Below are 24,766 nucleotides of genomic sequence, written 5' to 3'. Positions count from 1 at the left end.
CGGGGCTTGGCGGCCGGGGGAGGGTGACGGGGCTTGGCGGCCGGGGAGGGTGACGGTTGGTCGGCCTTCGTCGGCCGGGCGGCCGTCCTTCGCCGGTCGGGCGTTTCGGGTGCGGGTGCCGGTCGTGGATTGCGTTTGGTTCGGGCGCTTCCGTTGATTACTGGTGCTTGTGCCGGCTCCCCCGATTCGGGCCGGGACCTCCTGGGGGGCGCAGTCTCGGTGTTTCCTGCGGATGCCGGGCGTCCGTGGCCCCGACTGGAGCGGCCTACCGCGTCACCGGCACCGGGCCGACCAGAACGCGTCGGCCGCCAGCCCGTCGGCACCCATCGACCCCAGGCTGCCGCCGACTCCGGTCGGCCGCACCGCCCGTCCGACCTCTGCCTTCGCGCTCGCCCAGCGCCGGCAGTCGCGGGATCTACACCCGTGGGTGGAGACGAGCCGCTCCCGGGTTCCATCCTTGATCCACCCCGGCTCCGATCCCCCGACCTGCGCGTTTCCGTAGCTTCGTAGGTGTCGGCGGCACCCGCTCCCGGCACCACCGTCTCGCTCACGGAGGCACTGATGTCCGGGCTCGTCAACGCGCTGGTGATCGTGGCCGTCGCCGCCATAGTGATCGCGCGGCAGTTCCGCGCCCGCGCGATCAACACCGACCGGCGCTGGTGGCTGCTCCCCGTGATCCTCGCCGTCGTCGCGCTGCGCGAGCCCGGCATCCTGGACGGTCACCACCGTGTGGAATCCGCCGTACTGCTCATAGCGGAAATGCTGATCGGTGTGGCCACCGGCGCCGGCTGGGCCTGGACGACCCGAGTCTGGACAGCCGCGGACGGTGTCGTGTGGACCAAGAGCACCAAGGCGAGCGCCGCGGTCTGGGGCGTGGGCATCACCCTGCGGATCGGTCTCTTCGCCCTCGGCCTGGCGCTCGGCCTGCACCAGGACAGCTCCGCCCTGATGCTCGGCCTCGCAGCGACCCTGCTGGTCCGCAGCGGAGTCCTGGTCTGGCGAGCCCAGTCCCTCGGCACCGCGAACGGTCCTGCCCCGGCGTACGGTGACGGCATGTGGTCGGCCCGGAAGGAGCGCGTGTGACGGAGAACGTCTGGACCGGCTGGCCGTCCCGAGAGGCGCTCGGCCGCGCGGGAATCTCCCGCCCCCGGCGCATGCTCGCCTGGGCCGTGAGGATGCTCGTGCTCGCGCTGCTCCTGTGGAGCGCGTTCACCCACAGGCACGTCGGTATCGGTGGGGCGCTCGCGGCAGCCGCGGGCGTCCTCCTCGCCGCTGTTGTCTCCTGGGCCTTCTTCCGGACCACCTACCAGCACCGGCTGGTGCCCTCCCTGGCGCTCATAGCCGTGCTCCTGGCCCTCGCGGTCGTCGCCGAGGCCACGGGGTTCAGAGGACCGGCTCTGGTGCTCTGGTGCGGATGCGGCATCAGCGCCCTGGAACGGCTTCCGCTCGCCGCGGCCGTACCCGTGACGTCCGTGGCGCTTGCCTCGTACTCCGCGTTCAACAAGGACGTCTGGCTGACCACGGCCGCCACCGTGGTGGGCATGGCTCTGGCCGGATACGTCCTGCGGCTGGACGCGGAGGCCCGCGGCAACGCACAGCGGCTCCTCGCCCAGGAGCGCGCCGCCCGGGCCGCCGAGGCCGAGTCAGCGGCGCTGGCCGAGCGAGCCCGCATCGCACGGGAGATTCACGACGTGCTGGCCCACAGCCTCTCGGCGCAGCTGGTGCACCTGGAGGCGGCCCGGTTGCTGATCGAGAACGGCGCTGACCGCGAACGCATCCTGGAGCGTGTGGTGGCCGCGCGGGGCATGGCGCGCGACGGACTCACCGAGACCCGGCAGGCACTGTCCGCGCTGCGGGGCGAGTTGACCCCACTGGAGGACTTCCTGAGCGAACTCGTCAGCGAGGCCGTCGGTGCCGAGGTCACCGTGACGGGTGAGCGCAGGCCCCTGCCTGCCGAGGCCTCCCAGGCCGTGCGCAGGGTCGCCCAGGAGGCGCTGACGAACGTCCGCAAGCACGCCCACGGCGCCAAGGTGACCATGCGACTCGACTACAGCGAGCACGAAGTGACGCTGGACGTACGGGACTCGGGCGGGCGGCCGGGTGAACTCACGGGGTCCGGCGGCGGGTACGGTCTGCTGGGTATGCGCGAGCGAGCCGAGCTGCTGGGCGGCTCACTGGACGCGGGGCCGGACGAGGAGGGGTTCGTGGTGACGCTGAAGGTGCCCGTATGACGGAGACGGAGGGGGAGAAGAAGCTCGCACGGGTGGTGGTCGCCGACGACCAGACCGTGGTCCGGGAGGGCATCGTGATGCTGCTCGGCCTGCTGCCCGGGGTGGAGGTCGTGGGTGCCGCGGGAGACGGTGAGGAAGCGGTACGGCTGGTGGGGGAACTGAGCCCGGACGTCGTCCTGATGGATCTCAGGATGCCCCGCTGCGACGGCGTGGAGGCCACCCGGCGCATCCGGGCGGAGTATCCGGGGACCCAGGTCGTGGTGCTGACCACGTACGCGGACGACGAGTCGCTGTTCCCCGCGCTGCGCGCCGGCGCCCGTGGCTATCTGACCAAGGACGCCGGCGGGGACGAGATCGTGCGTGCCGTGGAGAGCGTGCTGTCGGGGGACGCGGGTCTGTCGCCGAGCGTCCAGCGCCGGTTGCTGGAGCGGCTGTCGCAGCCCGAGCCCGAGGCCGGCCCGCCGGCGACCGCCGAGGGGGCGCCCGACGGACTGACCGCGCGGGAGACAGAGGTCCTGCTGCTGATCGCCGAAGGGCTCAGCAATCAGGAGATCGCCCGCAAGCTGCATGTGTCGACCGCGACCGTGAAGACACACATCAACAACCTCTTCGCCAAGACGGGCCTCAAGGACCGGGCGCAGGCGGTGCGTTACGCCTACAGCAAGGGACTGGTTCGGCCGCCCACGCAGTGAATCACCTGATGGGGTGAAGAGCCGGGGGAAGAAGAGTCAGGGATCTTCCCGATCTGTCCATCCTTGGGCATGCAGTCAAGCAACGGCCGTTCCCGTGGAGCCGGGGACGGTCCCGAGAGCTCGGCCCAGAACCAGGAAGAGCACGGCGCGCCCGCCCGCGACATGACGTACGAGGACCCGTGGTACGACGCACTGGCCTCCGGCTGGGGCGAGCCGGTCGGCGCCGGTGTGCCGGCGCCGGCGGTGCCATCCGCCCGCGGGGAGCGGAGCGGAGCGACGGTTCGCGCCCGCGATGTGTACGTCGAAGTGCAGCGCAGCGCGGCCTTCCAGGAGGTGCGCACCAGGTACCGGCGGTTCGTCGTGCCGGGAGTCGCCGTCTTCCTGGCCTGGTACGTGGGCTATGTGGTCACCGCCACGGCGGCGCCCGGGCTGATGGCCCGGCCCGTGGTGGGTGCGGTGAACGTGGCCATGCTGGCCGGGCTCGGACAGTTCCTCACCACGTTCCTGCTCACCTGGGCCTATGCCCGGCATGCGCGGCTGCGCCGGGACCGGGCGGCGCTGGAGCTGCGCTGGGACACCCAGGAACTGACCCGCGGAGTGCGGGGAGATGCCTCGTGACCGGTGGGCATCAGACGCTGGCGCTGCTGCTGTTCAGTGGTTTCGTGGCCGTCACCCTCGGGATCACGACGTGGGTGAGCCGTCGCCGGCGCGGTTCGGCGGAGGAGTTCTACGCCGGCGGACGGCTGTTCTCTCCGATGGAGAATGGTTTTGCCATCGCGGGTGACTACATGTCGGCCGCCTCGTTCCTCGGGGTCACCGGGCTCATCGCGGTGTACGGGTACGACGGGATGCTCTATGTCGTGGGCTTCCTCGTGGCCTGGCTGGTGGTGCTGTTCCTGGTGGCCGAACTCGTGCGCAACTGCGGGCGGTTCACCCTGGCGGATGTGGTGGCCGCGCGCATGACCGAGCGGCCGGTGCGGATCGCCGCGGGAACTTCCTCGGTCACGGTGTCCGTTCTGTATCTGGTGGCGCAGATGGTCGGCGCGGGCAGTCTGGTGGCGCTCCTGCTCGGCCGGACAGGCGGCGCCGCGCAGGCCTGGGCGGTCATCGGGGTCGGCGCGCTCATGGTGATCTATGTGTCGTTGGGAGGGATGCGGGCCACCACCTGGATCCAGATCGTCAAGGCGGTGCTGCTGCTGAGCGGCACGATCGCGCTGACCGCGCTCGTCCTGCTGCGCTTCCACGGAGACATCGACCGGCTGCTGATCACGGCCGCGGACCGCAGCGGTCACGGAAGGGCGTTTCTGGCGCCGGGCCTGAAGTACGGCGGGACGTGGACGGCCCGTCTGGACTTCATCAGCCTGGGGCTCGCCCTGGTGCTGGGCACGGCGGGACTGCCGCACATCCTGTCCCGCTTCTACACCGTGCCCACCGCGCGGGCGGCCCGTCGTTCCGCGGTGTGGTCCATCGGTCTGATCGGCGGCTTCTACCTGATGACGATCGTCCTCGGCTTCGGGGCGGCCGCGCTGGTGGGGACGGATGCGGTGCGCGGTTCGAACGCGGCCGGGAACACGGCGGTGCCGCTGCTCGCCCTCGACCTGGGCGGCGGCGCGGGCTCCACCGGCGGCACGGTCCTGTTCGCGGTCGTCGCCGCCGTCGCCTTCGCCACGATCCTCGCCGTGGTCGCCGGTATCACGCTCGCCTCGTCGGCATCGGTGGCTCACGACCTGTACGCGTCGCTGCGGCGGCCGGGCGGCAAGGCGCGCAGCGAGGTGGTGGTGGCGCGGTGGGCGGCGGTCGGCATCGGGGTCGTGGCGATCGCGCTCGGTCTGCTGGCCCGCGACCTCAATGTCGCGTTCCTCGTCGGCCTGGCCTTCGCCGTCGCCGCGTCGGCCAACCTCCCGGTGCTGCTGTACTCGCTGTTCTGGCGCGGCTTCACCACCCGCGGTGCGGTATGGGCCGTATACGGCGGGCTGATCCCGGCGCTCGGACTGGTGCTGCTCTCCCCGGTGGTGTCCGGCAGCCCGGCCTCGCTCTTCCCGGACGTCGACTTCCAGTACTTCCCGTTGCAGAACCCGGGCATCGTCTCCATCCCGCTCGGCTTCCTCGCCGGCTGGCTCGGCACGATCACCTCGGACGAGGTCGCCGACGAGGCCAAGTACGCCGAGACGGAGGTGCGGTCGCTGACCGGCGCCGGGGCGGTGTAGCGCGCCGTACGGCCGGCTAGGGCGCCACCCAGGCGTAGCGGTGCTCCGGCCGGCCGGTGTCGCCGTACTTCAGGTAGAGCCGCAGACGGCCCGCCTGTTCCAGGTGGCGGAGATAGCGCTGGGCGGTGGAGCGGCTCAGGCCGGTCCGGGCGGCCACCTCGTGGGCCGACAGCGGCTGGTCGGCGCGGTGCAGGACGCCGCAGATCAGATCGGTCGTGGGCTCCGAGTGGCCGCTCGACCAGCGCAGCCAGTGCCGGTCCAGCACGACGATGTACTCGGCGTGCGTGGCCTTCCGGATCCGCTCGGCCTCTTTCTGCACCGGGCCGTCGCTGGTCGGCGGGGTGGTCAGCACACCCTCGGCGATCTGCGGGTCCTGGGCCGTGGTCTCGGCGATGGCCAGTGCCCTGCGCATGGCCTCCTGGTCCAGCTGCTTGCTCAGCGGCGCCAGGAAGAGCCCGGTCGCGAGCACCGTGACCCCCGCGGCGATCGCCACCTGCATCAGCAGCACCTGCGAGAACACCCGCCGTGGCAGACCGAGGCGCAGACGGCGTGCGGGAGGAGGGGGCTCATACGCACGACGGTACGTGGGTGGGCCCGACGCGCCCCAGGGGATGTGGTGGGGATCTCTTGACCCGTTCTTGAATGAGGCGGTCGTTCTGGAATGAGGCGGCCCTGCGTGAAACGGCGGTCGTTCAGCTCGCCAGCGCTGTCGGCCTCAGCTCACGTACGGCCATCACGTCCATCCGCGCGGGCGTGCCCAGTACCGCCGCACCGCAGCTCTCCGGGCGGGGCGGCAGCGACGCGCCCTGCGCCACGGTCACCCGCCAGCGGCGGCCGTCGGCGTGTCCGACGGTGACCTCCCAGTGCGGGGCCGCGCCCTCGGTCCGTACGACGCTCAGCACCCCCGCCCGGTACTCGCCCGCGACCGACCGGACGGCCAGCTCGGCAGCCTGACCGGGGCGTTCCCAGGCCGAGCAGCCCCGGCACCCCTCGGCCACCACGCGCCCCTCCTGGACGCCGTGCAGCGCCTCCTTGATGGTGTGCGCCTCGGCGCGGCCGTAGGCGTAGCCGTACGGCAGGACGAGCACCGTCGGCGAGAAGCGATGTCCACCCAGATGGGTGACCTCCCAGACGCCGCGCACGCCCGAGGCGGCCAGTTCGGTGGCGAGGGGGCGGCCCAGGAGGGCGCAGCAGCGGTCGCGCTTGCCGTTGGTGCACACGAGCGCGAGCGGGTCGCCGCCGTGCGGCCGCCCGCCGAGCGCGGCGCCGAAGGAACGGTGGTCGCCCGCTCCGAGAGCGGCGAAGTCGAGGCCGAGCAGCCGAGCGGGGTCGCGGGTCGTGGCGCTGTGCAGCCACACGCGGCCCGGCACGGTGTGGGCGGCGTACAGCTGCCGGATGGCGGGCGTGCCGGGGTCGGCGTGGCGCCCGGGGCGCCGGATGAGCGCGACGCGTACGCCGGTCCCCTCGGCGGCCGCGTCCAGCTCCCGGCCCAGCGCGGGGTCCAGGTGGCTCGAAGTGAGTGCCTTGGTACCCCACGGTCCGGGCTGTTCCAGCAGCAGCCACGTCGTCGCCGTGGCCGCCGTGCCGGAAACGGGCTCGTCGAGGCTCCGGGAGACGGTCGCACACCTACTCACACAGGTGAGCCTAACCTGACTCTCCCTGGGGCGACTTCCGGCCGTGGCCGTGTACTGCTCCGGGCGGCTTCGGGGCTGCGGATCGGCGTCCTACTCCGGGAGCGGCTGCGGAGGGCGCGGTCCGACGTAATGGCCGACCGGGCGCATGCGCATCGGGCGTTCGCCGTACTCCTCCAGGGCGTGGGCGATCCAGCCCGCCGTCCGCGCCACGGCGAAGATCGTCTCGCCGGCCGTGGCGGGCATGCCGCTGGACGCGGTGAAGACCGCCAGGGCCAGGTCGACGTTGGCGTGCAGCGGGGTGTGCCGGGCGGTCGTGGCCACGATGTCCCGGGCGGCGAGCAGGGCGGACTCCGCGTGCGGTACCTGCTCCAGGAGGCCGAACAGCGCGCTCGCGCGGGGATCCTCGCCGGTGTACAGCCGGTGGCCGAGCCCGGGGACCCGGCGCCCCGCGCGCAGTTCGTCGGCGATCACCGGGACCGCCGTGCCCTGGTCGAGCACGTCGAGCAGCATGCGGTGGGCCAGGCCGCTCGCGGCGCCGTGCAGCGGGCCCTCCAGGACGCCGAGCCCGGCCGAGACGGCCGCGTAGGCGTGCGCGCGGGCCGAGGCGGCGACCCGGACGGCGAGCGTGGAGGCGGCCAGGTCATGGTCGGCGAGCAGGGCGAGGGCGGTGTCCAGGACGCGCAGGGACGCCTCGTCGGCGGGGCGGCCGGTGAGCCGGCCCCAGAGCCGCTGGGCGAGCGGGCCGCCGTCCTTGTGGCTGTGCCGGACCGGCGGCAGGGCGGCGACCAGCGTGGGGATGAGGATCCGCGCGGTGTTCAGCACGGCGTCCTCGGCGAGGTCGAAGCGCAGCGGGTCCTCGGCGGCCGCGGCGATGGCCGCCACGCGCAGCCGGTCGGTGGGGGAGGCGTGCTCGGACAGGGCGTTCACCGCGCGGCGGGCGATCTCGACGGTGGGGCCGGGCGCGGAGAAGGTGACGCCCGGCGCCGGCCGGCCCGTCCACAGCCACTCCGCGACCTCCTCGTAGGAGTGACGCATGGCCAGTTCCACGGCGTCCACGCCCCGGAAGAAGTACCGGTCCCGCTCGATCAGCGTGATGCGGGTACGGACGGACAGGTCTCCGCCGCTGCCCGGGGTCCCGGCCGCCTCGCGCCGGTTGCGCCGGGCGAGCGCCTCGACCTCCTTCGCCTCGAAGGTGCTGGCACGGCCGCCGGGCTCGCGTCTGCTGCTGAGCAGGCCGCGGCTCACGTACGCGTACACCGTCTCCGGCTTCACACCGAGCAGTTCGGCGGTCTCCTTGGTGGTCAGCCTTCGTCCGGGACGGCCGGGAGCGGGTTCGTGATCGCGCATGGGGGTCACCGTAGCCGCCTCCGCATACCTTGATGGCTGTGCATTGATTGAATCAATATTGACAAGCAATTAGTCAAGCATGGACAGTCGGATCAAGTCCAGGGAGGAGAACCATGGCCATCAACAGCACCGCAACCCCGCTCATCGACGCACCGCGCGGACTCGCCGGTGTCGTCGTCACCGAGACCGAGATCGGGGACGTCCGGGGACGGGAGGGCTTCTACCACTACCGCCAGTACTCGGCCGTCGAACTCGCGCAGGCCCGCGGCTTCGAGGACGTCTGGCACCTCCTGGTCCACGGCACGCTTCCGGACGCCGAGCGCCGCGCCGCCTTCACCGCCGAGACCGCGGCGCTGCGGCGGCTGCCCGAGGAGGTCCGCGTGGCGCTGCCGGCGATCGCCGCGGCGAGCCGCGTCTCCGGCCCGCTGTCCGGGTTGCGTACGGCCCTGTCCCTGCTGGGTTCGGCGCGGGGACTGCGACCGGTGTACGACATCGACGGGGACCGGCGCCGCGCCGACACCGTGGCCGTGTGTGCCGCCGTACCCACGCTGCTCACCGCGCTGTACCGGCTCGGGCAGGGGCTGGACCCGGTCGAGCCGCGCGAGGACCTTCCCTACGCGGCCAACTACCTGTACATGCTGAAGGGTGCGGAGCCCGAGCCGCGGCGGGCCCGAGCGGTCGAGCAATACCTGATCTCCACCATTGATCACGGATTCAATGCATCAACCTTCACCGCCCGGGTCATCGCCTCCACCGGCGCCGACGCGGCGGCCTGTCTGACCGGTGCCGTGGGCGCCCTGTCGGGGCCGCTGCACGGAGGCGCGCCCAGCCGGGCCCTGGACACCCTGGACGCCATCGGCACGCCGGACCGGATCGACCCCTGGATCCGGGAGCGGGTGCTCGCCGGTGACCGGATCATGGGCTTCGGACACGCCATCTACCGCACGGAGGACCCCCGTTCGCGGATGCTGCGGGAGATCGCCCTCGGCTTCGGCGGTCCGCGCGTGGACTTCGCGGTGGAGGTCGAGCGCCGGGTCGAGGCGATCCTCGCCGAGCTGAAGCCCGGCCGCGAACTCCACACCAACGTCGAGTTCTACGCCGGCGTGGTCATGGAACTCTGCGGCCTGCCCCGCGAGATGTTCACCCCCACCTTCGCGGCGGCACGGGTGGTGGGCTGGAGCGCCAACATCCTGGAACAGGCGGCCGACTCGAAGATCATCCGGCCGGTGGCGCGGTATGTGGGACCGCGGCCGCCGGTCGCGGTACCGGCCGCGCTCTGACCGCCACGGGCGGACGACGACGCCCTCTTATGCTGGTCCGGCAGCCGGTCCACATGGTCCACCCGGTCCATGTGAGACCCGGTCCACCCGTCCACAGGAGAGAGGTCACCCGTTGGGGAACAGCAGCGGTCCGCAGATCCCGGTCGTCGTGCTCGCCGGATTCCTGGGCTCCGGGAAGACCACGCTCCTCAACCACCTCCTGCACCGCAGCGGAGGCAGCCGTATCGGGGCGATCGTCAACGACTTCGGGGCCATCGAGATCGACGCGATGGCCGTCGCGGGCGCCCTCGGCGACTCGACCGTCTCGCTCGGCAACGGCTGTCTGTGCTGCGCCGTGGACGCGAGTGAACTCGACCTCTACCTGGACCGGCTGGCCGACCCGGGCGCCGGCATCGACGTGATCGTCATCGAGGCCAGCGGGCTCGCCGAACCGCAGGAACTCGTGCGGATGGTGCTGGCCAGCGAGCACCCGAGGGTCGTCTACGGCGGCCTGGTCGAGGTCGTGGACGCCGCCGAGTTCGACGACACCCGTGCCCGGCACCCCGAGATCGACCGGCACCTGGCCCTGGCCGACCTGGTGGTGGTCAACAAGCTCGACCGGACCGCGGACGGCGAGCGGGTACTCGCTCTGGTGCGGTCCCTCGCGGACCGTGCCGCCGTCGTCCCGGCCACCTACGGCCGCATCGACCCGGAGTTCCTCTTCGACTGCCGGCCGAACGAGGAGCGCATCGGGCAGCTGTCCTTCGACGACCTGCACGATCACGACACGCATGATCACGCCGGTCACCTGCACACGGGCTACGACAGCCTGTCGTTCACCTCCGACGTGCCCATGGACCCGCGCCGGCTCATGGAGTTCCTGGACAGCCGGCCCGAGGGGCTGTACCGGATCAAGGGATACGTCGGCTTCGGCCCGTACGACACCCTCAACCGGTACGCCGTGCACGCCGTCGGCCGGTTCCTGCGCTTCTACCCCGAGCCCCGGCCGGCCGACGACACCCGTCTCACCCAGCTCGTCCTGATCGGCTCCGGCATCGACGCGGCGGCCCTCGGCAAGGAACTGGAGGGGTGCAGGCACGACGCCCCACACGCCGACGAGCACGGCATGTGGGGCGTCCTGCGCTACGTCCGGGGCTCCGAGGAGGAGCCCGACGCGGAGTCGTACCAGGCGTCGTACGAGGGCTAGAAGACCGGCCCCGCGACCACCGAGACCGTCTTCGGCAGCGATGTGCCCGAGCCGTCCCGGCGCGGGTCCAGCTCCGGCAGGTCCGCCGGGGTGCCGTTCTTCTGCGCCGCACGCGCGGGAACCGGGCCCGCCCAGCCCAGCGACAGGCAGTCCTCGCCCTTGAGGAACCGCTGGCAGCGCACACCGCCCGTGGCGCGGCCCTTGCGCGGGTACTGGTCGAACGGCGTCAGCTTGGCCGTCGTCTGCACCGAGTCGTCCAGCGTGCCGCGCGAGCCCGCCACCGTGAACACCACGGCGTCGGCCGCCGGGTCGACCGCCGTGAACGAGATGACCCTCGCGCCCTCGGCGAGCTTGATGCCCGCCATACCGCCCGCCGGGCGGCCCTGCGGACGCACGATGGACGCCTGGAAGCGCAGCAGCTGCGCGTCGTCGGTGATGAAGACCAGGTCCTCCTCGCCGGTGCGCAGCTCCACCGCGCCGACGATCCGGTCACCCTCCTTGAGCGTGATGACCTCCAACTCGTCCTTGCTGGACGGATAGTCGGGCACCACGCGCTTGACGACACCCTGCTCGGTGCCGAGCGCCAGGCCCGGGGACGACTCGTCCAGCGTGGTCAGGCAGACCACCGTCTCGTCGTCCTCCAGGGAGACGAACTCCGCCAGCGGCGCGCCTCCGGACAGGTTCGGTGCCGCCGCGGTCTCCGGCAGCTGGGGCAGGTCGACCACGTTGATCCGCAGCAGGCGGCCCGCCGAGGTCACCGCGCCGATCTCGCCGCGTGCGGTCGCCGGGACCGCCGAGACGATCACGTCGTGCTTGACGCGCTTGGCGCCCGCCTGCTCCGGGAACGGCTCGTCGGTCGCCGTACGAGCCAGCAGCCCGGTCGAGGACAGCAGCACCCGGCACGGGTCGTCGGCCACCTGCAGCGGCACCACGGCCACCGGGGCGCCCGCGGACTCCAGCAGGACCGTACGCCGGTCGGTGCCGAACTTCTTGGCCACCGCGGCCAGTTCGGCCGAGACCAGCTTGCGCAGCTCCGCGTCGGACTCCAGGATGCGGGTCAGCTCCTCGATCTCCGCGGTGAGCTTGTCCTTCTCCGCCTCCAGCTCGATGCGGTCGTACTTGGTGAGCCGGCGCAGCGGCGTGTCGAGGATGTACTGCGTCTGCACCTCGCTCAGCGAGAAGCGCCGCATCAGGCGCTCCTTGGCCTGCGCGGAGTTCTCGCTGGACCGGATGAGCCGGATGACCTCGTCGATGTCGACCAGCGCGGTCAGCAGGCCCTCGACCAGGTGCAGCCGGTCGCGGCGCTTGGTGCGGCGGAACTCGCTGCGGCGCCGGACGACGTCGAAGCGGTGGTCGAGATAGACCTCCAGCAGTTCCTTCAGGCCCAGCGTGAGCGGCTGGCCGTCCACCAGCGCCACGTTGTTGATGCCGAAGGACTCCTCCATCGGGGTCAGCTTGTACAGCTGCTCCAGGATCGCCTCCGGCACGAAGCCGTTCTTGATCTCGATGACCAGGCGCAGTCCGTGCTCGCGGTCGGTGAGGTCCTTGACGTCGGCGATGCCCTGGACCTTCTTCGAGTTCACCAGATCCTTGATCTTGGCGATCACCTTCTCGGGGCCGACCGTGAAGGGCAGTTCGGTGACGACCAGGCCCTGGCGGCGGGCGGTCACCGTCTCGATCGAGACCGTCGCGCGCATCTTGAAGGTGCCGCGGCCCGTCGCGTACGCGTCCCGGATGCCGTCCAGGCCGACGATCCGGCCGCCGGTGGGCAGGTCCGGGCCCGGGACGTGCTTCATCAGCGCGTCCAGGTCCGCGTTCGGGTACTTGATCAGGTGGCGGGCGGCCGCGATCACCTCGCGCAGGTTGTGCGGCGCCATGTTCGTCGCCATGCCGACCGCGATGCCAGAGGAGCCGTTCACCAGCAGGTTCGGGAAGGCGGCGGGCAGCGCCACCGGCTCCCGCTCCTGGCCGTCGTAGTTCGGCGCGAAGTCGACCGTGTCCTCGTCGATCGACTCGGTCATCAGGCTCGTCGCCTCGGCCTGCCGGCACTCGGTGTACCGCATGGCGGCCGGCGGGTCGTCGTTGCCCAGCGAGCCGAAGTTGCCGTGGCCGTCGACCAGCGGCACGCGCATGGAGAAGGGCTGGGCCATGCGCACCAGGGCGTCGTAGATCGACGCGTCGCCGTGCGGGTGCAGCTTGCCCATGACCTCGCCGACGACACGCGCGCACTTCACGTAGCTGCGGTCGGGGCGCAGGCCCATCTCGTTCATCTGGTACACGATCCGGCGGTGCACCGGCTTGAGGCCGTCACGGGCGTCCGGCAGGGCGCGCGAGTAGATGACCGAGTACGCGTACTCGAGGTAGGAGCCACGCATCTCGTCCACGACGTCGATGTCGAGGATCTTCTCCTCGTACGAATCGTCGGGCGGCGGGGTCTTCGTGCTGCGGCGGGCCATCGCTGCCTGGCTCCTTGCTGAAGCGTGGGACGGATCTGACGCCGACCATTGTGGACCGAGGCACTGACAACCCGTGCCGCGACCCGGTCCCGGCGGGCTTCCCGGGACCCCTGGTGGGTCCGGGGCAGGTTACGGGATCCGCTCTGGGCGTACGTCCCGCGGGAACTTCACCGACGTCCCGCACGCTTTGCATACAGTGGCTGGAACGGCAGGAAAACCGCGGTTTCCACAACCGCAACCGCTTGCGAAGGGATGTACATGCCCATGGGTCACACGACCACAGCCGAGGCAGGCTCCGGGGGCCTGACAGCGACCGAGCACCGCCTGGCCAACGGTCTGCGCGTGGTGCTCTCCGAGGACCACCTGACCCCGGTGGCGGCGGTCTGCCTCTGGTACGACGTCGGCTCCCGCCACGAAGTCAAGGAGCGTACCGGCCTGGCTCACCTTTTCGAGCACTTGATGTTCCAGGGCTCGGCGCAGGTCAAGGGCAACGGTCACTTCGAGCTCGTACAGGGCGCGGGCGGCTCGCTCAACGGCACCACCAGCTTCGAGCGCACGAACTACTTCGAGACCATGCCCGCCCACCAGCTGGAGCTCGCCCTCTGGCTGGAGGCCGACCGCATGGGCTCGCTGCTGGCCGCCCTGGACGACGAGTCCATGGAGAACCAGCGGGACGTCGTCAAGAACGAGCGCCGCCAGCGCTACGACAACGTCCCCTACGGCACCGCCTTCGAGAAGCTGACGGGCCTGTCGTACCCGGAGGGCCACCCCTACCACCACACCCCGATCGGCTCCATGGCGGACCTGGACGCGGCCACCCTGGAGGACGCCCGCCGGTTCTTCCGCACCTACTACGCGCCGAACAACGCGGTGCTCTCCGTGGTCGGCGACATCGACCCCCGGCAGACCCTTGCCTGGATCGAGAAGTACTTCGGGTCGATCCCGTCCCACGACGGCAAGCCCGCGCCCCGCGACGGCTCCCTGCCGGACATCATCGGCGAGCAGAAGCGCGAGGTCGTCGTCGGGGAGGTCCCGGCGCGCGCCCTGATGGCCGCCTACCGGCTCCCGCACGACGGCACGCGCGCGTGCGACGCCGCCGACCTGGCCCTGACCATCCTCGGCGGCGGCGAGTCCTCCCGCCTGTACAACCGACTGGTGCGCCGTGACCGTACGGCCGTCGCGGCCGGCTTCGGCCTGCTGCGTCTGGCCGGCGCGCCCTCCATGGGCTGGCTGGATGTGAAGGCCTCCGGTGACGTCGAGGTGCCGGTCATCGAGACCGCAATCGACGAGGAGCTGGCCCGGTTCGCCGCGGAGGGCCCCACACCGGAGGAAATGGAGCGGGCCCAGGCCCAGTTGGAGCGCGAGTGGCTGGACCGGCTGGGCACGGTCGCCGGCCGTGCCGACGAACTGTGCCGGTACGCCGTGCTGTTCGGCGACCCGCAGCTCGCGCTCACCGCCGTCAAGCGCGTCCTGGAGGTGACCGCGGAGGAGGTCCAGGAGGTCGCCAAGGCCCGTCTGCGCCCCGACAACCGGGCGGTCCTGGTCTACGAACCGAAGTCCCCGGAGGAGGCCCCGGACGCCGACGTCCCCGAGGACCCGGAGCAGGAAGCCACCGTAGAGGCGGGCGCCGACGAGAACGAGAACGAGGAGACGGCCAAGTGACCGAGCTCGCCACCATGGACTTCCACCCCCAGCCGCAGCCCGGCGAGGCCAGGCCGTGGGCGTTCCCGGCCCCCGAGCGGGGCACGCTCGACAACGGCCTGACCGTGCTGCGCTGCCACCGCCCCGGCCAGCAGGTCGTCGCCGTCGAGGTGCTGCTGGACGCGCCCCTGGACGCCGAACCGGCCGGCCTGGACGGCGTCGCCACGATCATGGCGCGCGCCTTCTCCGAGGGCACCGACAAGCACTCCGCCGAGGAGTTCGCCGCCGAGCTGGAGCGCGCGGGCGCCACGCTGGACTCGCACGCCGACCACCCCGGCGTCCGGATCAGCCTGGAGGTCCCGGCCTCCCGCCTGGCCAAGGGCCTCGGTCTGCTCGCCGACGCGCTGCGGGCGCCCGCGTTCGCCGAGAGCGAGGTCGAGCGGCTGGTCCGCAACCGCATGGACGAGATCCCGCACGAGCTGGCCAACCCCTCCCGCCGGGCCGCCAAGGAGCTCTCCAAGGAGCTGTTCCCGGCGGCCTCGCGCATGTCGCGCCCGCGCCAGGGCACCGAGGAGACGGTCGAGAAGATCGACGCCGCCGCCGTACGCGCCTTCTACGACCGGCACGTACGCCCCGCGACGGCCACCGTGGTCGTGGTCGGCGACCTGACCGGGGCCGACCTGGACGCGCTGCTCGGCGACACCCTGGGCGGCTGGACCGGCACCCCGGGCCAGCCGCGGCCCGTGCCGCCGGTGACCGCCGACGACACCGGCCGCGTGGTGATCGTGGACCGGCCCGGCGCCGTCCAGACGCAGCTGCTCATCGGCCGCGTCGGCCCCGACCGGCACGACCGCGTGTGGCCCGCCCAGGTGCTCGGCACCTACTGCCTCGGCGGCACCCTCACCTCCCGCCTGGACCGCGTCCTGCGCGAGGAGAAGGGCTACACCTACGGTGTGCGCGCCTTCGGGCAGGTCCTGCGCTCGGCCCCGGATGGCACGGGTGCCTCGATGCTCGCCATCAGCGGCTCCGTGGACACCCCCAACACCGGCCCCGCGCTGGAGGACCTGTGGAAGGTGCTGCGCACCCTCGCGGCGGACGGCCTGACCGACGCCGAGCGGGACGTGGCCGTGCAGAACCTCGTCGGGGTGGCGCCGCTGAAGTACGAGACCGCGGCGGCCGTCGCGAGCACGCTGGCCGACCAGGTCGAGCAGCATCTGCCCGACGACTTCCAGGCGACGCTCTATCAGCAGCTCGCCGCGACGGGCACGGTGGAGGCCACGGCTGCGGTCGTGAACGCCTTCCCGGTGGAGCGCCTGGTGACCGTCCTGGTCGGTGACGCCGCCCAGATCAAGGCGCCGGTCGAGGCGCTCGGCATCGGCGAAGTCACCGTCGTGGCGGCCGAGTAGAGGCAGCCGTCGCGGCGGCCGGGTACGCCCGGGCAGCCGCACGCGCGCGTGGGGCCCTGACGACCTACAGGCCGTCAGGGCCCCACGCTGTTCCACTCCCTTCTCCAGATGCCCGATTTGCGGCGGAGGTTGCCTGTCTGCCCTGTGGGATGCGCTACAAAAGCCCGGATCCGTTTGGGATTCGAAAGCGGGCTTTCGTAGCGTCGTCCGGGCTGTTCGTCAGTAGGCAGTGCGCCGCGCCCGCGGCACCGGACAGTCATCGCCGAGTCCCCGTACGGCGCGAGCCAGGGGAGCCGGGGACCCACCGTCCCTGGGGTGAATCGGGCGCCCGCGCGGCAGCGAGGGGGCCCGTAGGAGACCTTCCTGCTCCGAACCCGTCAGCTAACCCGGTAGGCGAGAGGGAAGGAAAGGACCAGCCACTCCATGGCGTTCATGTGCGCCACCGGGAAGCACCGCAAGCCCGGCCGGGTCAAGCGCACCACCGCTCAGGCGGCCGGTGTCGCGGCCCTCACCACCACCGGTGTCATCGGCACCCTCGCGGCGTCCCCGGCGTTCGCCGCGCAGAACTCCGCCGAGCAGACCGGTCTCACCCCGGTGATCACCGCCGGTGACGACATCGCCGAGCAGATCGACACGCAGGCCGCCGCCCAGCAGCGGGCCGCAGACCAGAAGGCGGCCGAGGAGGCCGTGGCCAAGCGCGCCCAGGAGGTGCGCGAGGCCAAGGCCCGCGCCGCCCGCGAGGCCGAGCGCAGGCGCCTGAACGCCTTCGTGGCCCCGATAGCCAACTCCTACGTCTCCACGGGCTACAAGGCCAGCAGCTCCCTGTGGTCCTCCGGCTCGCACACCGGCATCGACTTCCACGCGGCCAGCGGCACGTCCGTCCACGCGGTCGGCTCCGGCACCGTCGTCTCCACCGGCTGGGGCGGCGCGTACGGCAACCAGATCGTGATCCGGATGGCCGACGGCATGTACACCCAGTACGGCCACCTGTCGTCCATCGGCGTCACGGTCGGCCAGCAGGTCACCCCGGGCCAGCAGATCGGCCTGTCCGGCGCGACCGGCAACACCACCGGCCCGCACCTGCACTTCGAGGCCCGTACGACCCCCGACTACGGCTCGGACGTCGACCCCGTCGCCTATCTCCGCAAGCACGGCGTGAACGTCTGACCCGGACGCCCGTTCGGTATCCCGCGGCCCCGGCTCGTCGAGCCGGGGCTTTCGGTGTTTTGCACGGCGTCCACCGGACTCGCTGACCAAAAAATATCCATGGATTCCGACCCGCCGTCGGAAATTCCGGCTCATTGGAATAGAGTCACGGGAACACGCGTCCATCGTCGACGTTTCACGGGGATTAAGGCGGAGGTCGGTCATGCGTATTCCGGCGCACTCGGTATGCACGGCGATCCGGGACGACATCGTCGCCGGTGTCCACGAGCGCGGCGGCCGCCTCACCGAGGAAGTCCTGGCCCGTCGCTACGGCGTCTCGCGCGTCCCCGTCCGTGAGGCCCTGCGCACCCTGGAGGCCGAGGGTTTCGTCGTGACGCGCCGGCACGCGGGCGCGTGCGTGGCCGAGCCGACCGAGCAGGAGGCGGCCGACCTGCTGGAGATGCGCATGCTCCTGGAGCCGCTCGGCGCCGCCCGGGCCGCCCAGCGGCGCACCGAGGCCCATCTGAAGGTGCTGCGCGGCCTGGTCAGGCTGGGTCAGGAGCGGGCCAGGAGCGGCAGCAGCGAGGATCTGCGCTCCCTTGGCGGCTGGTTCCACGAGACGCTCGCCCAGGCCTGTGGCAGCCCCTCGCTGACCGCGATGCTCACCCAGCTGCGGCACAAGATCGCCTGGATGTACGCGGTGGAGGCGCCGCCGAGCCCGGCGGACCACTGGGCGGAGCACGGCGCCATCGTGGACGCGGTGGCGCGCGGCGACGGCGAGCGCGCGCGGGCGGTCACGGCGCTGCACGCCGAGCGTGCGACGGCCGCGCACCGGCTGCGTTTTTCCGGGGCCGCCGAGCGTGTGAGGACTTCGCAACACGCCGTAAACATGTCGGGCGTCCGGCATTAACACGGACGCCGTATACAAAGAAGAGTTATTCGGCGGCGGTGTATTTCCGCTGCCGCAATTCCCGTGTGCGCGCAATGAGCCGGGAAAGAGCGGAGCCGCGCCGTCCGAAAAGGGCGACGCGGCTCCGGAGTATCAGCGCGCTGATGCTCAGACCGTTTCGGGCAGTTCCTCGAGACCCTCGGAAACCAGCTTGGCCAGACGGTCCAGGGCGATGTCCGCGCCCTCGGCGTCGGAGGCCAGCACGATCTCCTCGCCACCCTGGGCGCCCAGGCCCAGGACAGCCAGCATGGAGGCCGCGTTGACGGGAGTGCCGTCAGCCTTGGCGATCGTCACCGGGACGCCTGCGGCCGTGGCGGCTCGGACGAAGATGGAGGCGGGGCGGGCGTGGAGGCCCTCGGCCCAGCCGACGTTGACGCGGCGCTCAGCCATGTGTTGCTGCCCTTCAGTCTTCAGGGTTGTCTAGACCAGTTTCCCACATCGTGAAGCATGCCCGGATCGGACCTTCGTCCAGCCCTGGCGTGGCGTCGAACCGCGGCCTCGGTCCGACGTGTCGTCCTCCACAGACTGCCCCGCGCCGTTGTCGTACGCGAGCCGTACTCTGGGGCCCATGCAGACCTCGGCGGACCGGCAGGACCGGCTCGAGTACCCCGCCCACTGGGAGGCGGACGTGGTGCTGCGCGACGGGGGTACCGCGCGCATCCGGCCCATCACCATCGATGACGCCGACCGCCTGGTCAGCTTCTACGAGCAGGTCTCGGACGAGTCGAAGTACTACCGCTTCTTCGCGCCGTACCCGCGACTCTCCGCCAAGGACGTCCACCGCTTCACGCACCACGACTTTGTGGACCGGGTGGGACTCGCGGCCACCATCGGCGGCGAGTTCATCGCCACCGTACGCTATGACCGCATCGGCGCCGACGGTCTGCCCGCCTCCGCACCCGCCGACGAGGCCGAGGTCGCCTTCCTCGTGCAGGACGCCCACCAGGGCCGCGGGGTCGCCTCCGCCCTGCTGGAGCACATCGCGGCCGTCGCCCGAGAGCGCGGCATCCGCCGCTTCGCCGCCGAGGTGCTGCCCGCCAACACCAAGATGATCAAGGTGTTCACGGACGCCGGCTACACCCAGGAACGCAGCTTCGAGGACGGCGTCGTCCGCCTGGAGTTCGACCTCGAACCCACCGACCGCTCCCTCGCCGTGCAGCGCGCCCGGGAACAGCGCGCCGAGGCCCGCTCGGTGCGGCGGCTGCTCAGGCCCGGCTCCGTGGCGGTCGTCGGCGTCGGCCGTGCCCCCGGCGGAGTCGGCCGCAGCGTCCTGGGCAACATCCGGGACGCCGGCTACGGCGGCCGGCTGCACGCCGTGAACAAGGCCTTCCCGGAGGACCTCACGCAGGTCGACGGGGTGCCCGCGTACCGGTGCGTGCGGGACATCGAGGGTCCGGTGGACCTCGCCGTCGTCGCCGTACCGGCCGAGTACGTGCCCGGCGTGGTCGCCGAGTGCGGAGAACACGGCGTGCAGGGGCTCGTCGTACTGTCCGCCGGGTACGCCGAGAGCGGGCCCGAGGGGCGCGAGCGGCAGCGGGCACTCGTGCGGCACGCGCGCGCGTACGGCATGCGGATCATCGGCCCGAACGCCTTCGGGATCATCAACACCGCGGCGGACGTCCGGCTGAACGCCTCCCTCGCCCCCGAGATGCCCCGCCCCGGCCGCATCGGGATGTTCGCCCAGTCCGGCGCCATCGGCATCGCCCTGCTGTCCCGGCTGCACCGGCGCGGGGGAGGGGTCACCGGGGTCACCGGCGTGTCCACGTTCGTGTCCGCCGGCAACCGCGCGGACGTCTCCGGCAACGACGTCCTGCAGTACTGGTACGACGACCCCGAGACCGACGTCGCCCTCATGTACCTGGAGTCCATCGGCAACCCGCGCAAGTTCACGCGCCTCGCGCGGCGTACGGCGGCGGCGAAGCCGCTGGTCGTGGTGCAGGGGGTCGGCTCCGCGCCACAAGGGCACGCGGTACGGGCCACCCGGCTGCCGCACGCCACCGTCTCCGCGCTGCTGCGGCAGGCCGGGGTGCTCCGGGTCGACACGATCACCGAGCTGGTCGACGCGGGGCTGCTGCTCGCGCGTCAGCCGCTGCCGGCGGGGCCGCGGGTGGCGATCCTCGGCAACTCCGAGTCGCTGGGCGCGCTGACGTACGACCGGTGTCTGGCGGAGGGGCTACGGCCGTCGCGTCCGCTGGACCTGACCACCGGGGCGACGGCGGAGGACTTCCACCGGGCGCTGTCCGCCGCGCTGGCCGATGACACGTGCGACTCCGTCGTGGTGACGGCGATCCCTGCCATCGGGGAGGCGTCGCCGGGGGACGCGGAGCTGGCGGAGGCGCTCAGGTCGGCGGCGGCTGCGGTACCCGGTAAGCCGGTGCTGGTGGTGCACGTGGAGCTCGGGGGACTCGCGGAGGCGCTGTCGGCCGCGGCCAGTACCGCACCACAGGCCGTCGTGTCGGCCCCCGGTTCCCACCCTCCCCCGCTCTCGGCTTCGTTCGAGCGGGACCCCCACCGCCCTGCGGAACGACTGCCCACCGCACCGATGGCCCCCGCGGATGGCACCCGTCTCATCCCCGCCTACCCCGCCGCCGAACGCGCCGTCCGTGCCCTTGCCGAAGCCGTCAAGTACGGGCAGTGGCGGCGGGAGGCCATGGACCCGGGAAAGGTGCCCGAGTTCGACGACATCGACGAGAAGGGGGCCGCAGGGCTCATAGGCGAGCTGCTCGCGCGCGGGGAAGGGCTCACCATCTCCGATGGGGAGACCTGCGAGCTGCTCGGCAGGTACGGCATCCCGGTGCGGCGCGCGCTGCCCGCCCTCACCCCCGACGCCGCCGCCGAGGCCGCCCGCACCCTCGGCTACCCGGTCGCCCTCAAGGCCACCGCCCCGCACCTCAGACACCGCGCCGACCTGGGCGGCGTACGGCTCGACCTCGCGGACGAGGAGCAACTGCGCCGGGCATACGCCGAGTTGACCGATTTGTTCGGGAAGCCGGAGGAGCTGCGGCCCGTGGTGCAGGGCATGGCACCGCGCGGGGTCGACACCGTCGTACGGGCCGTGATCGATCCGGCGGCCGGGGCCGTGCTGTCCTTCGGGCTCGCCGGGGCCGCCTCCCAGCTGCTCGGGGACATGGCGCACCGGCTCGTCCCGGTCACCGACCGGGAGGCGACCTCGCTGGTGCGCTCGATCCGTACGGCACCGCTGCTGTTCGGCTGGCGCGGCTCCACGCCCGTCGACACCCCGGCGCTGGAGGAACTGCTGCTGCGGGTGTCCCGGCTGGTGGACGATCATCCGGAGGTGGTCGCCGTCACCCTGGAGCCGGTCGTCGTCGCCCCGCACGGCGTGAGCGTCCTCGGTGCCACGGTACGGCTCGCGCCCCCGCCCGCCCGCGACGACCTGGGCCCGCGCACGATGCCGGCCTACTGAGCGAGAGAGGGGGGACCGCATGGAGATGGCCGGCCGGCGGCCGCCCGAGGGCAGCCGGCGGGGCCGGGAAGCGATCGTCCGGGACGGCGGGCAGCTGCGGCCGGCCGCCGGGTACGACCTCACGTACCACCACGGCCCGGAGGCCGCCCTCACCGCTGCGGGGTTCGTCCCATGCCCTTCGGCCTTCCAGGACCCCGTCTCCCGCCTGATCGCCGCCGAAGGGCTGGAGATCCCGCCGGGCCCGTCCAGCGGCACCCACGCGCGCGTGGGCGTGCCGTTCCCGGTTCCCGTGACCGGCCCGGACCCCCCTTGCCCACGGATTAGGATGGACGCCATGGCCAAGACCAGTACGACGACCCAGGGGCTGCGCTCGGCGATCGAGCGCAGCGGCTACTACCCGGCCCTCGTGGCCGAGGCGGTGGAGGCCGCCGTGGGCGGCGAGCCCATCCGGTCGTACCTGGTCCACCAGGAGACCACCTTCGATCAGAACGAGGTGCGGCGGCATGTGACCGTGCTCGTTCTCACCGGCAACCGCTTCATCGTCAGCCACACCGACGAGCAGGCCGCCGACAGCACCTCGCCGACGCCGTACGCCACCACCTCCACCGAGTCCGTGAAGCTCGGCCGGATCTCCTCGGTCGTGGTCAGCCGCGTGGTGGCGAACCCGGAGCAGTACACGCCGGGCACCCTGCCCCGCGAGGTCGTGCTGACCATCGGCTGGGGCGCGGTCAGCCGCATCGACCTGGAGCCCGCCGCCTGCGGCGACCCCAACTGCGACGCCGACCACGGCTACACGGGCAACTCCACGGCGGACGACCTCAGCCTGCGCGTCAGCGAGGCCGGTGACGGCCCCGAGACGGTGCGCCAGGCGCTCGCCTTCGCGCAGGCCATCTCCGAGGCGACCGCGGACGTCACGCGCTGATGTCCCAGCTCTCCGCCTGGGACCACCCGGAACCACTCGCCCTGGACACCGCCCCGCTGCCCGAGTACGGCACCGGCTCCCTCGCCGACCTGCTGCCCACCCTGGCCGCCGGCATGGGCGTCCCCGGCATGACCGCCACGATCCGGGAACTGACCGCTGCCGACCGGGTCTGCGTCCTGCTGATCGACGGGCTCGGCTGGGAGCAGCTGCTGGCCCACCGGGACGAGGCTCCCTTCCTGACCTCGCTGCTCGGCACCTCGCGCGGCGGCACCGGCCGCCCGCTCACCGCCGGCTACCCGGCGACCACCGCCGTCTCCCTCGCCTCCGTCGGCACCGGTCTGCCGCCCGGCGTGCACGGCCTGCCCGGCTACACCGTGCGCAACCCGGCCACCGGCGAGCTGATGAACCAGCTCCGCTGGCAGCCGTACAGCGATCCGCGCGCCTGGCAGCCGTACCCCACGGTCTTCCAGCTGGCCCACGAGGCCGGGGTGCACGCCGCCCAGGTGACCTCGCCGATCTTCGAGCACACCCCGCTCACCAAGATCGCGCTCAGCGGGGGCAGCTTCCACGGGCGGCTGAGCGGCGAGGAGCGCATGGACCTCGCGGCCGAGCAACTGGCCGCCGGGGACCGCTCGCTGGTCTACACGTACTACTCCGAACTGGACGGCGCCGGGCACCGCTACGGCGTCGCCTCCGACACCTGGCGCGGCCAGCTGATGTACGTCGACCGGCTCGCCCAGCGCCTCGCCGAGCAACTGCCGCCGCGCAGCGCGCTCTACGTCACCGCCGACCACGGCATGGTCGACGTCCCCTTCGACGACGAGCACCGCATCGACTTCGACACGGACTGGGAGCTGCGGGCCGGGGTCGCCCTGCTGGGCGGCGAGGGCCGGGCGCGGCATGTGTACGCGGTGCCGGGCGCCGAGAACGACGTACTGACCGTGTGGCGCGAGGTGCTCGGCGAGCAGTTCTGGGTGGCCTCGCGGGACGAGGCGATCGCGGCGGGCTGGTTCGGGCCGCACATCGACGAGCGGGTGTACCCACGGCTCGGGGACGTGGTCGCGGCCGCGTACGACGACGTCCTGATCATCGCCTCCGAGCGGGAGCCGAAGGAGTCGGCGCTGGTCGGCAACCACGGTTCGATGACGCCCGCCGAGCAGCTGATCCCGCTGCTCGAAGTACGCTCCTGAAGCCCGCTGTCCTGACTGTTTGCCGAAAGGTGCTCAACTCCTCATGCCCGAGCTGGTGTTCTTCTCCGGAACGATGGACTGCGGGAAGTCCACGCTGGCTCTGCAGATAGAGCACAACCGCTCGGCGCGGGGCCTCGTCGGCATGATCTTCACCCGGAACGACCGCGCGGGCGAGGGCAAGCTGTCCTCCCGGCTCGGCCTGGTCACCGACGCGGTGGAGGTCGCCGACGACCAGGATCTGTACGCCTATCTCGTGGAGCACCTCTCACGGGGCCGCCGGGCCGACTACGTGATCGCGGACGAGGCGCAGTTCCTCGCGCCCGGGCAGATCGACCAGCTCGCGCGCGTGGTGGACGATCTCGGCCTGGACGTGTACGCCTTCGGGATCACCACCGACTTCCGCTCCAAGCTCTTCCCCGGCTCGCAGCGGTTGGTGGAGCTGGCCGACCGTATCGAGGTGCTCCAGGTGGAGGCGCTGTGCTGGTGCGGCGCCCGCGCCACGCACAACGCCCGCACGATAGGCGGCGAGATGGTGGTCGAGGGTGCCCAGGTGGTCGTCGGCGACGTCAACCAGGCGGCGGGCGAGGTCGGCTACGAGGTGCTGTGCCGCCGCCACCACCGACGCCGGATGACCGCCGCGACATCCCGCGCAGCGGCCCTGTCCCCGGACGTCCTACCGGTGTCGCCCGGCTGATCCCGCGCCGAGCGGCCGGCTGAACCTGAGCCGAGTGGCCGGCTGAGCCTGCGCCGAGTGGCCGGTTGAACTGAACCTGAGCCGAGTGGCTGGTTGATCGCGTCGAGTGCTGGCTGATCCGCTGCTGAGTGGCTGGCTGGCTGGACCTGGCCTGAGCGCCCGGCTGATCCGGCCTTGAGTGGGTTGGCTGGATCCGCCCGAGTGGCTGGCGGGACCCGCCCTGCGGACCAGCTGATCCTGCCCCGCGAGACCGGTTGATCCCCCGAGAGAACGGCTGATCCGGTCCCGAGCGGCTGGACCCGCCCAAGTGGCCGACTCGTCCGGCCTCGAATGGCCGGCTGAACCGGCGCGGAGTGGCTGA

Annotated in this window: 20 protein-coding genes and 1 riboswitch; of the genes, 15 read left to right on the top strand and 5 right to left on the bottom strand. The window is 72.1% G+C overall.

Annotated features, from left to right (window positions below):
- Positions 1-561 precede the first annotated feature (561 nt).
- The 5 genes from BFF78_RS12010 (at position 562) to BFF78_RS11990 (ending at position 5,130) form a co-directional block, all read left to right on the top strand.
- The gene (locus tag BFF78_RS12010; RefSeq protein ID WP_069778324.1) at positions 562-1,083 is read left to right on the top strand and encodes a DUF1453 domain-containing protein; all 522 of its coding nucleotides are present in this window, start codon (positions 562-564) and stop codon (positions 1,081-1,083) included.
- Positions 1,080-2,231, top strand: a complete 1,152-nt coding sequence (locus BFF78_RS12005) for a sensor histidine kinase (RefSeq protein ID WP_069778323.1) — start codon at positions 1,080-1,082, stop codon at positions 2,229-2,231. The genes BFF78_RS12010 and BFF78_RS12005 overlap by 4 nt, the downstream gene beginning before the upstream one ends.
- The gene (locus tag BFF78_RS12000) at positions 2,228-2,923 is read left to right on the top strand and encodes a response regulator transcription factor (protein WP_069778322.1); all 696 of its coding nucleotides are present in this window, start codon (positions 2,228-2,230) and stop codon (positions 2,921-2,923) included. The genes BFF78_RS12005 and BFF78_RS12000 overlap by 4 nt, the downstream gene beginning before the upstream one ends.
- Before the next feature lie 69 nt (positions 2,924-2,992).
- Positions 2,993-3,541, top strand: a complete 549-nt coding sequence (locus BFF78_RS11995) for a DUF485 domain-containing protein (RefSeq protein WP_069778321.1) — start codon at positions 2,993-2,995, stop codon at positions 3,539-3,541.
- Positions 3,538-5,130, top strand: coding sequence for a solute symporter family protein (locus BFF78_RS11990; protein ID WP_069778320.1), 1,593 nt, complete (start codon positions 3,538-3,540; stop codon positions 5,128-5,130). Before BFF78_RS11995 ends, BFF78_RS11990 begins: the two co-directional genes overlap by 4 nt.
- Before the next feature lie 16 nt (positions 5,131-5,146).
- Here the strand turns inward: BFF78_RS11990 and BFF78_RS48190 are convergent, their stop codons facing one another.
- The 3 genes from BFF78_RS48190 to BFF78_RS11975 all read right to left on the bottom strand — a co-directional run bounded on the left by BFF78_RS48190 (position 5,147) and on the right by BFF78_RS11975 (position 8,111).
- Positions 5,147-5,743: a helix-turn-helix domain-containing protein gene (locus BFF78_RS48190; RefSeq protein WP_099054850.1), complete on the bottom strand. Its 597-nt coding sequence runs from the start codon at positions 5,741-5,743 to the stop codon at positions 5,147-5,149.
- Between the two features lie 79 nt (positions 5,744-5,822).
- Positions 5,823-6,764: a sucrase ferredoxin gene (locus BFF78_RS11980; protein ID WP_069778318.1), complete on the bottom strand. Its 942-nt coding sequence runs from the start codon at positions 6,762-6,764 to the stop codon at positions 5,823-5,825.
- Positions 6,765-6,854: 90 nt separating this feature from the next.
- Positions 6,855-8,111 (bottom strand): citrate synthase, encoded by a 1,257-nt coding sequence (locus BFF78_RS11975; protein ID WP_069778317.1) that lies wholly within the window; start codon positions 8,109-8,111, stop codon positions 6,855-6,857.
- Between the two features lie 113 nt (positions 8,112-8,224).
- Here BFF78_RS11975 and BFF78_RS11970 point away from each other — a divergent pair, with 113 nt between their 5' ends.
- Both BFF78_RS11970 and BFF78_RS11965 read left to right on the top strand, forming a co-directional pair.
- The gene (locus BFF78_RS11970) at positions 8,225-9,391 is read left to right on the top strand and encodes a citrate synthase/methylcitrate synthase (RefSeq protein ID WP_069778316.1); all 1,167 of its coding nucleotides are present in this window, start codon (positions 8,225-8,227) and stop codon (positions 9,389-9,391) included.
- A gap of 112 nt (positions 9,392-9,503) precedes the next feature.
- Complete coding sequence (locus BFF78_RS11965) at positions 9,504-10,577, top strand: CobW family GTP-binding protein (RefSeq protein ID WP_069778315.1); 1,074 nt, start codon at positions 9,504-9,506, stop codon at positions 10,575-10,577.
- On the opposite strand, the gene BFF78_RS11960 is transcribed toward BFF78_RS11965, so the two are convergent.
- The gene (locus BFF78_RS11960) at positions 10,574-13,033 is read right to left on the bottom strand and encodes a DNA gyrase/topoisomerase IV subunit A (RefSeq protein WP_069778314.1); all 2,460 of its coding nucleotides are present in this window, start codon (positions 13,031-13,033) and stop codon (positions 10,574-10,576) included. The two genes, BFF78_RS11965 and BFF78_RS11960, sit on opposite strands and share 4 nt — an antisense overlap.
- Before the next feature lie 258 nt (positions 13,034-13,291).
- Here BFF78_RS11960 and BFF78_RS11955 point away from each other — a divergent pair, with 258 nt between their 5' ends.
- From BFF78_RS11955 to BFF78_RS11940, 4 genes are all read left to right on the top strand, one after another.
- On the top strand, positions 13,292-14,695 hold the full coding sequence (locus BFF78_RS11955) for a M16 family metallopeptidase (protein ID WP_069778313.1): 1,404 nt from the start codon (positions 13,292-13,294) through the stop codon (positions 14,693-14,695).
- A complete protein-coding gene (locus BFF78_RS11950; protein ID WP_069778312.1) occupies positions 14,692-16,080 on the top strand; it encodes a M16 family metallopeptidase in 1,389 nt (462 codons plus the stop codon). Before BFF78_RS11955 ends, BFF78_RS11950 begins: the two co-directional genes overlap by 4 nt.
- Positions 16,081-16,330: 250 nt before the next feature.
- Positions 16,331-16,491, top strand: a riboswitch (cyclic di-AMP (ydaO/yuaA leader).
- Positions 16,492-16,503: 12 nt separating this feature from the next.
- On the top strand, positions 16,504-17,247 hold the full coding sequence (locus BFF78_RS11945) for a M23 family metallopeptidase (RefSeq protein WP_069778311.1): 744 nt from the start codon (positions 16,504-16,506) through the stop codon (positions 17,245-17,247).
- A gap of 202 nt (positions 17,248-17,449) precedes the next feature.
- The gene (locus BFF78_RS11940) at positions 17,450-18,136 is read left to right on the top strand and encodes a GntR family transcriptional regulator (RefSeq protein ID WP_069778310.1); all 687 of its coding nucleotides are present in this window, start codon (positions 17,450-17,452) and stop codon (positions 18,134-18,136) included.
- 147 nt (positions 18,137-18,283) lie between these two features.
- Here BFF78_RS11940 and BFF78_RS11935 read toward each other — a convergent pair whose 3' ends face one another.
- Positions 18,284-18,565, bottom strand: a complete 282-nt coding sequence (locus BFF78_RS11935; protein WP_069778309.1) for an HPr family phosphocarrier protein — start codon at positions 18,563-18,565, stop codon at positions 18,284-18,286.
- Positions 18,566-18,743: 178 nt separating this feature from the next.
- Between BFF78_RS11935 and BFF78_RS11930 the strand changes: the two genes are divergently transcribed.
- The 4 genes from BFF78_RS11930 (at position 18,744) to BFF78_RS11915 (ending at position 24,405) form a co-directional block, all read left to right on the top strand.
- Positions 18,744-21,599: a bifunctional acetate--CoA ligase family protein/GNAT family N-acetyltransferase gene (locus BFF78_RS11930; protein ID WP_193433443.1), complete on the top strand. Its 2,856-nt coding sequence runs from the start codon at positions 18,744-18,746 to the stop codon at positions 21,597-21,599.
- Between the two features lie 325 nt (positions 21,600-21,924).
- A complete protein-coding gene (locus BFF78_RS11925) occupies positions 21,925-22,521 on the top strand; it encodes a DUF5998 family protein (protein ID WP_069783531.1) in 597 nt (198 codons plus the stop codon).
- Positions 22,521-23,711, top strand: a complete 1,191-nt coding sequence (locus BFF78_RS11920; RefSeq protein ID WP_069778308.1) for an alkaline phosphatase family protein — start codon at positions 22,521-22,523, stop codon at positions 23,709-23,711. Before BFF78_RS11925 ends, BFF78_RS11920 begins: the two co-directional genes overlap by 1 nt.
- A 43-nt stretch (positions 23,712-23,754) precedes the next feature.
- Complete coding sequence (locus BFF78_RS11915; RefSeq protein WP_069778307.1) at positions 23,755-24,405, top strand: thymidine kinase; 651 nt, start codon at positions 23,755-23,757, stop codon at positions 24,403-24,405.
- Positions 24,406-24,766: the final 361 nt, after the last annotated feature.

Source organism: Streptomyces fodineus, from assembly GCF_001735805.1.
GTDB lineage: Bacteria > Actinomycetota > Actinomycetes > Streptomycetales > Streptomycetaceae > Streptomyces > Streptomyces fodineus.
This window is presented reverse-complemented; position numbering and strand designations above follow the sequence as displayed.

Bases quoted from the DNA above. Each gene is read 5' to 3' on its own strand.
- BFF78_RS12010 (WP_069778324.1), top strand. From the start codon at position 562: ATGTCCGGGCTCGTCAACGCGCTGGTGATCGTGGCCGTCGCCGCCATA.
- BFF78_RS12000 (WP_069778322.1), top strand. From the start codon at position 2,228: ATGACGGAGACGGAGGGGGAGAAGAAGCTCGCACGGGTGGTGGTCGCC.
- BFF78_RS11995 (WP_069778321.1), top strand. From the start codon at position 2,993: ATGCAGTCAAGCAACGGCCGTTCCCGTGGAGCCGGGGACGGTCCCGAG.
- BFF78_RS11975 (WP_069778317.1), bottom strand. From the start codon at position 8,111: ATGCGCGATCACGAACCCGCTCCCGGCCGTCCCGGACGAAGGCTGACC.
- BFF78_RS11970 (WP_069778316.1), top strand. From the start codon at position 8,225: ATGGCCATCAACAGCACCGCAACCCCGCTCATCGACGCACCGCGCGGA.
- BFF78_RS11960 (WP_069778314.1), bottom strand. From the start codon at position 13,033: ATGGCCCGCCGCAGCACGAAGACCCCGCCGCCCGACGATTCGTACGAG.
- BFF78_RS11955 (WP_069778313.1), top strand. From the start codon at position 13,292: ATGCCCATGGGTCACACGACCACAGCCGAGGCAGGCTCCGGGGGCCTG.
- BFF78_RS11945 (WP_069778311.1), top strand. From the start codon at position 16,504: ATGGCGTTCATGTGCGCCACCGGGAAGCACCGCAAGCCCGGCCGGGTC.
- BFF78_RS11940 (WP_069778310.1), top strand. From the start codon at position 17,450: ATGCGTATTCCGGCGCACTCGGTATGCACGGCGATCCGGGACGACATC.
- BFF78_RS11935 (WP_069778309.1), bottom strand. From the start codon at position 18,565: ATGGCTGAGCGCCGCGTCAACGTCGGCTGGGCCGAGGGCCTCCACGCC.
- BFF78_RS11930 (WP_193433443.1), top strand. From the start codon at position 18,744: ATGCAGACCTCGGCGGACCGGCAGGACCGGCTCGAGTACCCCGCCCAC.
- BFF78_RS11925 (WP_069783531.1), top strand. From the start codon at position 21,925: ATGGACGCCATGGCCAAGACCAGTACGACGACCCAGGGGCTGCGCTCG.
- BFF78_RS11920 (WP_069778308.1), top strand. From the start codon at position 22,521: ATGTCCCAGCTCTCCGCCTGGGACCACCCGGAACCACTCGCCCTGGAC.
- BFF78_RS11915 (WP_069778307.1), top strand. From the start codon at position 23,755: ATGCCCGAGCTGGTGTTCTTCTCCGGAACGATGGACTGCGGGAAGTCC.